Origin of the sequence: Microbispora hainanensis, from assembly GCF_006874475.1 — a bacterium.
Taxonomy (GTDB): domain Bacteria; phylum Actinomycetota; class Actinomycetes; order Streptosporangiales; family Streptosporangiaceae; genus Microbispora; species Microbispora hainanensis.
The window spans coordinates 207,735-216,782 of record NZ_VIRM01000006.1 but is presented as its reverse complement, the minus strand read 5'-3'; the positions used below and the strand labels follow the sequence as shown (position 1 = coordinate 216,782).

General features: G+C 71.9%; 9 protein-coding genes. 3 read left to right on the top strand and 6 right to left on the bottom strand.

Annotated features, from left to right (window positions below):
• Window positions 1–100 precede the first annotated feature (100 nt).
• Window positions 101–994, top strand: coding sequence for a pectate lyase family protein (locus FLX08_RS07825; RefSeq protein ID WP_482809800.1), 894 nt, complete (start codon window positions 101–103; stop codon window positions 992–994).
• Here the strand turns inward: FLX08_RS07825 and FLX08_RS43350 are convergent.
• The 3 genes from FLX08_RS43350 to adh form a co-directional block, all read right to left on the bottom strand.
• Window positions 951–1,472, bottom strand: a complete 522-nt coding sequence (locus tag FLX08_RS43350; protein WP_425280616.1) for a type II toxin-antitoxin system PemK/MazF family toxin — start codon at window positions 1,470–1,472, stop codon at window positions 951–953. The genes FLX08_RS07825 and FLX08_RS43350 overlap by 44 nt on opposite strands.
• Window positions 1,473–1,599: 127 nt before the next feature.
• Entirely contained in the window at window positions 1,600–1,980 is a 381-nt protein-coding gene (locus FLX08_RS07815) for a DUF779 domain-containing protein (RefSeq protein WP_142617530.1), read from the bottom strand.
• Window positions 1,980–3,503 carry an aldehyde dehydrogenase gene (gene adh, locus FLX08_RS07810; protein ID WP_142617529.1) on the bottom strand — a complete coding sequence of 508 codons (1,524 nt, stop codon included), beginning with the start codon at window positions 3,501–3,503 and terminating at the stop codon, window positions 1,980–1,982. Before adh ends, FLX08_RS07815 begins: the two co-directional genes overlap by 1 nt.
• Before the next feature lie 231 nt (window positions 3,504–3,734).
• Between adh and FLX08_RS07805 the strand changes: the two genes are divergently transcribed.
• Together FLX08_RS07805 and FLX08_RS07800 are read left to right on the top strand one after the other, a co-directional pair.
• Window positions 3,735–5,000, top strand: coding sequence for a serine hydrolase domain-containing protein (locus tag FLX08_RS07805; RefSeq protein WP_142617528.1), 1,266 nt, complete (start codon window positions 3,735–3,737; stop codon window positions 4,998–5,000).
• 2 nt (window positions 5,001–5,002) lie between these two features.
• Entirely contained in the window at window positions 5,003–6,160 is a 1,158-nt protein-coding gene (locus tag FLX08_RS07800) for an NAD(P)/FAD-dependent oxidoreductase (RefSeq protein WP_244312478.1), read from the top strand.
• Here FLX08_RS07800 and FLX08_RS07795 read toward each other — a convergent pair.
• The 3 genes from FLX08_RS07795 to FLX08_RS07785 all read right to left on the bottom strand — a co-directional run bounded on the left by FLX08_RS07795 (window position 6,153) and on the right by FLX08_RS07785 (window position 9,037).
• Window positions 6,153–7,427, bottom strand: coding sequence for a helix-turn-helix domain-containing protein (locus FLX08_RS07795; protein ID WP_142617526.1), 1,275 nt, complete (start codon window positions 7,425–7,427; stop codon window positions 6,153–6,155). The two genes, FLX08_RS07800 and FLX08_RS07795, sit on opposite strands and share 8 nt — an antisense overlap.
• Window positions 7,428–7,501: 74 nt before the next feature.
• Window positions 7,502–8,122, bottom strand: a complete 621-nt coding sequence (locus tag FLX08_RS42900; RefSeq protein ID WP_280117089.1) for an FAD-dependent monooxygenase — start codon at window positions 8,120–8,122, stop codon at window positions 7,502–7,504.
• Window positions 8,123–8,212: 90 nt separating this feature from the next.
• Window positions 8,213–9,037, bottom strand: coding sequence for an SDR family oxidoreductase (locus tag FLX08_RS07785; RefSeq protein WP_142617524.1), 825 nt, complete (start codon window positions 9,035–9,037; stop codon window positions 8,213–8,215).
• Window positions 9,038–9,048: the final 11 nt, after the last annotated feature.

Genomic DNA, 9,048 nt, shown 5'->3' with positions numbered 1-9,048 from the left:
ACCCGCCTCCCCCACCCCCACCAGGACGCCGACGAGCAGCCCGACCCCCTCGCCGAGCACCCCGCCCAGCGGCGGCCCGACCACCCCGCCCACCACCGGGTTGATCGGCTGGGCGACCCAGGGCGGCGGCACCAGCGGCGGTGCGGGCGGCGGCACGACGACGGTCACCTCCCTGACCGCGCTCACCGCCGCCGTCAAGGACAACGCCGCGAAGATCGTCCAGGTGAACGGCAACTTCACCTGCTCGGAGGACGTGCGGGTGGGCGGCAACACCACCATCGTCGGCGTCGGCGCCAACTCCGGGCTGACCGGCTGCGGCCTGAACATCCGTGACGTCGACAACGTCGTCGTGCGCAACATGAAGATCTCGAAGGTCCGGGCCGGGAACGGCAACGGCGACGCGATCCACCTCGACAACGCCAAGCGCGTCTGGCTCGACCACAACGACCTGTCGAGCGACACCAGCCACGGCACCGACTACTACGACGGCCTGCTGGACATCACGCACGGCTCCGACTACGTCACCGTCTCCTGGAACAAGCTGCACGACCACGTCAAGTGCTCACTCGTCGGCCACAGCGACAACAACAGCTCCGAGGACACCGGGCACCTGCGCGTGACGTACCACCACAACGCGTTCCAGACCTGCGGCCAGCGCAACCCGCGGGTGCGCTTCGGCAACCCGGTGCACGTGTTCAACAACTACTACTACAAGGACTCGTCCTACACCGACTACAGCTACGGCATCGCCTCCACCTGCGGCGCCGGGGTGCTCGTCGAGGGCAACTACTTCGAGAACATCGCGGAGCCCACCCACACCGCCGAAGGCTCGTCGCCGGGCGGGTCGATCGTCGCCCGCAACAACTACTTCGTGAACTCCGGCACGCCGCAGACCTCCGGCAGCGTGGCCTCCATCCCGTACTCGTACACCGTGGACAACCCGAGTGGCGTCAAGGCGACCGTCCTCGCCAACGCGGGCACCGGCAAGATCTGAGCCCAGGAGAAGTTCCCAGAGGCCGCGGCTCCCCACGCCGCGGCCTCCGCTCGCCCGTCAGTCGATCATGCCGAGATAGGCGAACAGGTTGTCCTCGATCAGGGCCACCAACTGCGGCGGAAGCTGCCCCAGGTAGTCGCCGAGCTCTTCCTTGAGAAAGGGCTGCGCACAAACGGGTGCGCACCCAGCACTTGCTGGACAGATTGGCGGTTCCCTGCGCGAGCTTCACGCAGTACTCCGTTTTGAGCGTCGTTGCCGTCGACAACGGCGCGACATAGATCAGATCCCAGTCCGGCTGCTGGTTCTTCGCGTCGCCGCTCAGGACGACGACCGGTCGCCCCGCCTCGACGGCGGCGACGTCGGTGAGATAAAGGAGCCCCACCAGGTGGGTCTCGGTCACCGACAGGCCCAGCTCCCGTGCCGCCAGGAGTATGGACAGCACGGACCCCGCCAGAGGATTCGGCGTATCGACGGGCATGCTGATCACCGCTCCTCCCCGGATCAGCCGCATGCTCACCGTACCCCTCCCGGTCCGTCCGCCACCGCACCCGACTACAGCGGAGGCATTACACCGTCACATTTCGACGTCAATGAGTAATCGACGTTCAACCATCGAGGGCGGCGCGTTCGGCCTCGGTGAGCAGGCGGGAACGGATCAGGAAACGCACGCCCTCGGGCGCCTCCAGGGAGAAGCCGCTGCCGCGGCCGGGGACGACGTCCACGGTCAGGTGGGTGTGCCGCCAGCGCTCGAACTGGCTTGCCGACATCCAGAACGTGACCGGCTCGTCGACGCCCTCGACGGCCAGCGAGGCGAGCAGCACGTCAGAGGAGCCGGTGCGGAACTCGCCCTCGAGGTAGCACATCGGAGCGCTGCCGTCGCAGCAGCCGCCGGACTGGTGGAACATCAGCGGGCCGTGGGCCGCCCGCAGCCGCCGGATGAGGCCGGCGGCCGCGGGGGTGAGGTCCACGCGGGACACCTCGGGCATCAGAAGAAGCCGAGCTTCGAGGGCGAGTAGCTGACCAGCAGGTTCTTGGTCTGCTGGTAGTGGTCGAGCATCATCTTGTGGGTCTCCCTGCCGATGCCCGACTGCTTGTAGCCGCCAAAGGCGGCGTGGGCGGGATAGGCGTGGTAGCAGTTCGTCCAGACCCGCCCGGCCTGGATGGCCCGCCCGGCCCGGTACGCCTTGTTGACGTCCCTGGTCCACACGCCGGCCCCGAGGCCGTACAACGTGTCGTTGGCGATCTTGATGGCGTCGTCGAAGTCGGTGAACGAGGTCACCGAGACGACCGGCCCGAAGATCTCCTCCTGGAACACCCGCATGTGGTTGGCGCCCTCGAAGATCGTCGGCTCGACGTAGTAGCCGCCCGACAGCTCGCCGCCGAGGTCGGCGCGCTGCCCGCCGGTGAGCACCTTCGCGCCCTCCTGCCGGCCGATGTCGAGGTAGGACAGGATCTTCTCCAGCTGGTCGTTGGACGCCTGGGCGCCGACCATCGTGGCCATGTCCAGGGGGTGCCCGCGCACGATCTTCTCCGTACGCTCGACCGCGGCCTCCAGGAACCGCTGGTAGTGGCCCTGCTGGATGAGCGCCCGGGAGGGACAGGTGCACACCTCTCCCTGGTTGAGCGCGAACATCGTGAAGCCCTCCAGCGCCTTGTCGAAGAACTCGTCGTCCGCGGAGGACACGTCGTCGAAGAAGACGTTGGGGCTCTTGCCGCCGAGCTCCAGCGTGACCGGCTTGATGTTCTCGCTGGCGTACTGCATGATCAGCCGCCCGGTGGTGGTCTCCCCGGTGAAGGCCACCTTCGCGACCCGCGCGCTGGAGGCCAGCGGTTTGCCCGCCTCGACGCCGAATCCGTTGACGATGTTGAGGACGCCCGGCGGGAGGAGGTCGGCGACCAGGCTCATCCAGTAGTGGATCGACGCGGGGGTCTGCTCGGCCGGCTTGAGGACCACGGCGTTGCCGGCGGCCAGCGCGGGCGCGAGCTTCCAGGCGGCCATCAGGATCGGGAAGTTCCAGGGGATGATCTGCGCGACGACGCCGAGCGGCTCGTGGAAGTGGTAGGCGACGGTGTCCGCGTCGATCTCCGACAGGCTGCCCTCCTGGGCCCTGATCGCCCCCGCGAAGTAGCGGAAGTGGTCGATGGCCAGCGGGATGTCGGCGGCCAGCGTCTCCCGGATCGGCTTGCCGTTCTCCCATGTCTCGGCGACGGCGAGCCGCTCCAGGTTCTGCTCCATGCGGTCGGCGATCCGGTTGAGGACGTTCGCCCGCTCGGCCGCGGGCGTGCGTCCCCAGGCGGGGGCGGCGCCGTGCGCGGCGTCCAGGGCGCGCTCGACGTCCTCGGCCGTGCCGCGCGCGATCTCGGTGAAGGTCTGACCGGTCACCGGCGTGGGGTTGTCGAAATACCGCCCCCGCTGCGGCGGGACGTACTCCCCGCCGATCCAGTGGTCGTAACGCTGCTCGTACGCCATGAGGGCGTCCGGCTGTCCCGGCGCGGCGTAACGGGTCATGGGATGGACCTCCCGGACAGGGTGTGGGTCTGACGCCCCGGACGTTAGTCGCGGGCACGTTGCCGACACGTTGCGTCCATGTTCCCGGCGTCGTTCCCGACGTCGTTCCCGGCGTCGTTCCCGGCGTCTTTCCAGCGTCTTCCGAAATCAGCCTTTTCCGCATTCAGCCTCCGATCCGGATAGCCAGAAATGCACTTATGACCGGTCAAATCTCCCCTAAGATCACGCGTCATGATTTCGGAAACGTTTTCCGCCTCCCGCAGGAATGCCCTGCGCCTGCTGGCGGGCGGCGCCGCGGCCGGGCTCGCCGCCGGGCTGCCCGCGTCGCCGGCGAGCGCGGCCGCCCGCGTGTGGAGTGTCACGGGCAGCGGCGCGACGTCGCTCAAGCCCTTCGACGACACGCTCAAACGCTTCATGCAGGATCGGACGATCCCGCACGCCTCCCTGGCCGTGGTCCGCAAGGGCAAGCTGGTGCTCGCCCGGGGCTACAACTGGACGGCGGACACCTCGATCGCGGCCGGGCCCGCCTCGTTGTTCCGCATCGCGAGCCTCAGCAAGCCGATCACCGCCGCCGCGGTGCTGAAACTGGTGCAGGACGGCAAGCTCAGCCTCACGGCCAAGGTCGCGCCGCTGCTGGGGCTGAGCACGGCCGCCGACCCGCGCCTCGCCTCCGTCACCGTGACCCACCTGCTGCAGCACCTGGGCGGCTGGGACTCCGGCGTGTCGGGCGATCCGATGTTCAGCGACCGGACGATCGCGGCCAAGTTCGGCGTCCCGCTGCCGGTCACCCAGGCGCACATCATCCAGTACGCCACCGGCCGCAAGCTCGACCACGCGCCCGGGACGACGTACGTGTACTCGAACTACGGATACCTCCTCCTGCAGAAGGTCATCGAGAAGGCGAGCGGGGTCTCGTACGCGAGCTACGTCCAGAGCAAGATCCTGACGCCGCTCAAGATCAAGCGGATGACGCTCGGCAGGACGGCGAAGAGTCTCCGCAAATCGGGCGAGGTGCCGTACTTCTCGAAGTACACCGGCACGAGCGTGATCGACACCTCCGGCTCCGTGGTGCCCTTCCCGTACGGCGGGTTCAACCTGGAGAACATGGCCGCCCACGGCGGCTGGCTCGCCACGGCCGTCGATCTGGCGAAGTTCACCACCCTCTTCGACGCGGCCGGCGTGCTGACCTCGGCCTCGATCTCCAAGGCGTTCGCCCAGCCGTCGATCGGGATCAACCCCAACGGCTGGTACTACGGCCTCGGCTGGCAGGTCCGCCCGGTCACCGGGGGCCGCAACACCTGGCACACGGGTACCCTGGCCGGCACCTCCACCCTCATGGTGCGGCGCTACGACGGGCTGAGCTGGGTGGTGCTTTTCGACCAGCGCGACGACGCCTCGGGGCTGAGCTACGGGGACATCGACCCCCTTCTCCACACCGCCGCCAACTCGGTGAAGTCGTGGCCCACCACCAACCTCTTCTCCACGTACGGTCTGTGAATGTGGACGACGTCTGGGATCTGGTGGTCGTCGGCGCCGGGCCGGCGGGCTCGGCCGCCGCGCTGCGGGCCCGGCAGCTCGACCCCGGCTGCCGGGTGCTGCTGCTCGACCGGGCGGCCTTCCCGCGGGACAAGCCCTGCGGCGACGGCATCGCGGCGCACGCACGGCAGGAGCTCGCGCTGCTCGGGCTGCCCGGCCTGCTCGACGACCACCGGCCGACGCCGCGCCTGTCGGTGACGTCGCCCGGCGGAGCCCACGTCTCGGCCGTCGTCGCGCGGCCCAACCACGTGGTGCCCCGCCGGGTCTTCGACGCCCGGCTGGTCGAGGCGGCGCGGGCGCGCGGCGTGGAGGTGCGCCGCCACCGGGTGCGCACGCTGACCGCCCTCGGCGGGCACGTCGTGGTCGACGGTCACCTGGTCGCCCGGACGGTCGTCGCCGCCGACGGCGCCAACTCGGCCGTACGGCGGCTGATCGGCGTGCCGCCGAGCCCGGACCGGCACACCGCCATCGCGGTGCGCGGGTACGCCGACGTGCCCCCGGACGACGACGTGCAGGTCATCGTCATGCAGAGTGAGGCGTGGCCGGCCTACGGCTGGTCGTTCCCCGTGGGCGACGGCACGGCCAACGTCGGCTACGGCCTGCTGCTGCCCCGCATGCGGGAGACCGGGCTGCCGGGCCGCGAGGTGCTGCACGGGCGGCTGGCCCGGCTGCTTCCCGAGATGATGGAGAGCCCGCCCGGAGAGGTGCGCGACCTGCGCGCCCACCACCTGCCGCTGTCGAGCGGGCGGCCGGTGCCGGGCGCGGGCCGGGTGCTGCTGGCCGGTGACGCGGCGAGCCTGATCAACCCGCTGACCGGCGAGGGCATCTACTACGCGCTGCTGTCGGGACGGCTCGCCGCAGAGGCGGCGATCGGATCGCCGGACGACCCGCTGCGGGCCTACCGGCGCGGGCTGCGCCGGGCGCTCGGGCGGCACCTGCGCACCACCGACGCGCTCGCCCTGGCCGCCCGCTCCCCCGGGTTCATCGACGCGGCGATCGACGTCGCCGCCCGCCGCACCGAGGTGTTCGACCTGCTCGTCGACGTCGGGCTCGGGGCCGGCACCGTGCCGCCCCGCCTGGCGGCGGCCGTCGCCCTGCGCTGGCTCAAGAACCTCACCTAAACGGCAGGCCGTACTCCGCGTCGAGGTCCCGCACCCGCCGGGCGGCCCGCGCCCGCGCCGGGGACCCGGCGGGCAGCGCGGCCAGCAGCGCCTGCCAGGCGACGATGTCGTCCCTCCCCCACGGCGCGCGTGTCCACCGTTCGAGCAGCGCGGGGTCGCGCCGGGCCACCAGCAGGTCGCGTACGCCGTCGTCCAGCAGGCGGCGCTGCCAGACGACGCCGGGCGCGTCCGAGCCGGGCAGGAGCGGGCCCCGGTAGGCCCGCAGCGCGGCGTCCGCGTCCGCGGCGGCCAGGTGCTCCGCGAGCTCCTGGAAGTCGGCCCGCACCGGCACCCGCAGCCGGTATGGACGGGAGTCGAGCAGCGGGCCGAGCCGGTGGCGCAGCCGGGACAGCTCCGCGCGGAGCGTGACGGGGTTCAGCGCGCGGTCGCCGTACAGCTCCATGCTGAGCTGGTCGCTGCTCAGCCCCTCGGGGTGGCAGGCCAGCAGCACGACGATCTCGCTGTGCCGGGGGCCGAGCCTGATGCGGCGCGGGCCCTCGCCGAGCACGGCGTCGTCCCGGCCCAGGGCGGTGAGCGTCACGGCGGGCGCGAGATCCGGCGCGGGAAGGGTGGCCAGATGGGCCTCCGCCGCGCGGGCCGCCGCCTGCACGAGGGCCAGGCTGTACGGGCTGGCCAGGTTGTCGCCGCCGGTGACGTCGACCGCGCCGAGCAGGTGGCCGGTGTGCGGGTCGTGGATCGGCGCGGCGGCGCAGGTCCACGGCTGCACCGGCACGGCGAAGTGCTCGGCCGCGAAGATCTGCACCGGATGGTCGACCGTGATCGCGACGCCGGGGGCGTTCGTGCCCGCGTGGGACTCGTCCCACCGGGCCCCGGCGACGAAGTTCATCCGTTCGGCCCGCGCCCGCGCCCCGCGATGGCCCTCGACCCACAGCAGCCGCCCGGCCGCGTCGCACACCGCGAGCAGGTGCCGCCCGTCGTCGGCGATGCCGCCCAGCAGGTCGCGGAACAGCGGCAGCACCTGGGCCAGCGGGTGCGCGCGGCGATACTCCTCCAGCTCGGCGTCGGTGAGCTCCAGCGGCGCGAGCGCGTCCGGATCGACGGCCCGCGCCGAACGCCGCCACGAGTCGGCGACCACGGAACGCACCGGGCCGTCTATCGGGCCGTCGATCATCCCTGCCGACAGGAAGCGCTCATGGGCGCGGCGCAGCTCACCGGTGCGTTCCGCAGCGTCGGCCCCGGACTCAAGCGCGAGCCATGGATTGGTCACGGCGCCCTCACTCTCCGCGTCTTCAGGCGCCATCGTCACCCACGCCCGGGGCGTCCGACAAGGCCCGAGTCTGCTCAGCGGAGCCAGTGTGCGAACGGGTCCGCGGGCGGCTCGCCGGTCCACGCGACGAACCCGTCCGGCCGTACGAGCATGGCCGGCGAGCCCGGGAGCACGGTGAGACGATCGGCGAAGCCCTCGGCGCGCGCGACGAGCCCCGGGTCGCGGGTGACGAGCAGGAACCGGGCGGTGCGGCAGTGCCGGGCGAGGTCACTGCCGTCGTCGAGCACGAGATCGGGGGCCACACGGCCGTGCAGCCGGCCGACACCGGAGATCTGCTTGAGCACGTACGTCGCGCCGGGCACGGTGTCGAGCAGGTCGGCGACCACGGCACGCAGCGCCGCGCTGCGGGCGTCGGGACGGCCGAGCGCGCTCTGCGCGTCGCTCCAGCCCTGCACCCACGCGCCTACCGGGTGGCGCTCTTCCGTGTAACCGTCGAGCAGCCCCTCCGGCGCCCGTCCGCGCACGGTCGCGGCGAGCTTCCAGCCGAGGTTCATCGCGTCGCCGATCCCGAGGTTGAGGCCCTGCCCGCCGGCCGGCGAATGGATGTGCGCGGCGTCGCCCGCCAGCAGGACCCGGCCGGCCCGGTAGGTGACGGCCTGCCGGGTGGCGTCGGTATATCTGGTGGCCGCGCTCACCGAGACGATACATCCCGCCAGCGGCTCTTCGCGGCCGGGCTGCGCCAGGTGCTCGACGGCCTGGCCGCCGCGCTCCCCATCAGGTGACGGTCAGGCGGAGGCCCAGATGTCCTTGTCGATCGCGCCCGCGGCCTGCGGGCCCATCAGGCCGAGCCCGCCGTCCACGAACAGCGACGCGCCGGTGACGTACGACGCGGTGGGCCCGGCCAGGAAGGCGATCACCGCGGCGACCTCGCGGGCGTCGCCGGGACGGCCGAGCGGGTAGCCGGGCCGGCTGCCCGGCCGGGGCGGCTGGTCCTCCTGCCCGGTCATGGGAGTCGCGATCTCCCCGGGAGCCACGGTGTTGACCGTGATGCCGTGCCTGCCCAGTTCCAACGCCAGGGTGCGGCTGAGCATGCGCAGGCCGCCCTTGGCCGCGCAGTAGGGCCCGGACCCGAGGCGGGGGTATTCCTCGTGGACGCTGGTGACGTTGACGATCCGGCCGCCCGCGCCGCGCTCGATCATGCGGCGGGCCGCCCGTTGCGAGCACAGGAACGGCCCGTCGAGGTCGACCGCGAGGACCGACCGCCACCGGTCGTAGCCCATCTCCAGCAGCGGCTCGGACGTGCCGGTGCCCGCGTTGTTCACCAGCACGCCGAGGCCGCCCAGCTCGTCGGCGAGCTCGTCGATCACGGCCGCCGCGGCCACCGGGTCGGTCAGGTCGTGCTGCCGGACGGCGGCCCGGCGCCCCTGCGCCGCGACCTGCTCCGCGGTCCCCCGCGCGCCCTTCTCGTCGCGGTGATAGGTGACGCCGACGTCGAAGCCGTGCGCGGCGAGCAGCACCGCGGTCGCCCGCCCGATCCCCGAGTCGGCCCCGGTGACGATCGCCACCTTGTCGTAGTCGAAGCGCGAGATCGGCGCCGTCGTGTCCGTCATGGCCCCGGCGT